This window comes from Pseudonocardia sp. MH-G8, from assembly GCF_002262885.1.
Classification (GTDB): domain Bacteria; phylum Actinomycetota; class Actinomycetes; order Mycobacteriales; family Pseudonocardiaceae; genus Pseudonocardia.
On the sequence record NZ_NKYF01000064.1, the window covers coordinates 1 to 1,520 of the forward strand.

A 1,520-nucleotide genomic window follows, 5' to 3' on the forward strand; every position below is an offset into this window, starting at 1 on the left:
GGTGAGCCGGTGCACGCGATCCACGAGTTGATCCGGTTCAACTCGCGGATGCCGGAGTTGGTGCTGGGTGATCTGCACGCGCAGGTGTCGTGCCTGCGCACCGGCGAACGCCGGCTCGTCGAGATCGTGCAGAAGTTCGGCAAGCCCACCGTGGACGCGGCGGTCGCGGTCGTGCGCGCGCAGAGCGAGGCCCACACCCGCGAGGCGCTGCTCGCGCTGCCGCAGGGCACCTGGACCGCCGAGGACCTGCTCGACGACGACGGGATCACCGACGAGCCGATCCCCATGCGGGTCACCGTCACCAACCGCGACGGCGAGTTCGTGGTCGCCTTCGACGCCCCCGCCGCGCGCGGCCCGGTGAACATGCCGTTCGGCGCGACCATCGCGCTCGGGAAGGTGGTGCTCAAGAACCTCACCTCCCGCGACCAGCCCGGCAACGAGGGCACGACCGCCCCGCTGCGGGTGCTCGCCGAGCCGGGCACGCTCTTCCACGCCGTGTACCCGGCGCCCACCTTCACGCTCTGGACCGGGATCGTGGCGCTGGAGCTCATCTACAAGGCGCTGGCGCAGGGCATGCCCGACCTGCTGGCGGCCTCCTCGGGTGGCGACGTGCCCGGCTTCATGATGGTGGGCGCGCACCCCGACACCGGGGAGTTCTTCGCGATCTCCAACAACGACCCCGTCGGGTGGGGCGCATCGCCCGACCACGACGGGCTCGACGCGACCATCCACATCTCCGAGTCCACCGTCCGCAACACACCGCTGGAGGTGCTGGAGGCGCGCAGCGGGATGCGGTTCGAGCAGATGGAGATCCGCACCGACTCCGGCGGTGCCGGTCGCTTCCGCGGCGGGGCCGGCATCGACCGCGTCATCCGCTTCGTCTCGCCCGGCGAGTTCCTCTCGGTGATCAAGAAGACGCGCAGCAGGCCGTGGGCGCTCGCCGGCGGGCACGAGCCGGAGCCCAACCAGGTCGTGCTCTTCCCCGGAACCGAGCGCGAGCAGCGGGTGAGCACCAAGCGGGTGGCGGTGGAGCCCGGCGACCGCGTCCTGGTCCGTTCGGCAGGCGGGGGCGGGCACGGCGATCCCCGCGACCGCGACCCTGACGCGGTCCGCCGCGACGTCGCCGAGGGTTACGTCTCGGCCGCCGTCGCCCGCGAGGTCCACGGCGTGCAGGAGCCGGGATGACCGACCCCGACGGGGCGACGGTCGAGGTGGTGCGCTCGTACCTGCTGGCGGCGGCGGAGGAGATGCGCACGACGCTGATCCGAACGGCGTTCAACCCGGTGATCTACGAGGTGCTCGACTTCGGGATCTCGATCTACGACGAGCAGCAGCGGCTGGTGGCCGAGGCGCCCGGTCTCACCCGGTTCCTCGGCGCCAACGACCACTCCCTGCGCAAGGGCGTGGAGTACGTCGGCGCCGAGAACCTGCACGCCGGTGACGTGGTCCTTCTGAACTACCCGTACTGGAACGCGGCGCACGCCTACGACGCGACGTTGTTCGCGCCGGTGTTCCTGCCG

2 protein-coding genes are annotated in these 1,520 nt (G+C 71.5%); both read left to right on the plus strand.

Annotated features, from left to right (window positions below):
• Positions 1 to 1,185 (plus strand): hydantoinase B/oxoprolinase family protein (locus CFP66_RS46820; protein WP_143517642.1); only part of this gene is annotated, 1,185 nt, incomplete at its 5' end.
• Positions 1,182 to 1,520, plus strand: a 339-nt coding sequence (locus CFP66_RS46825) for a hydantoinase B/oxoprolinase family protein (RefSeq protein WP_143517643.1), incomplete at its 3' end; no start/stop codon positions are given. The genes CFP66_RS46820 and CFP66_RS46825, both read left to right, overlap by 4 nt.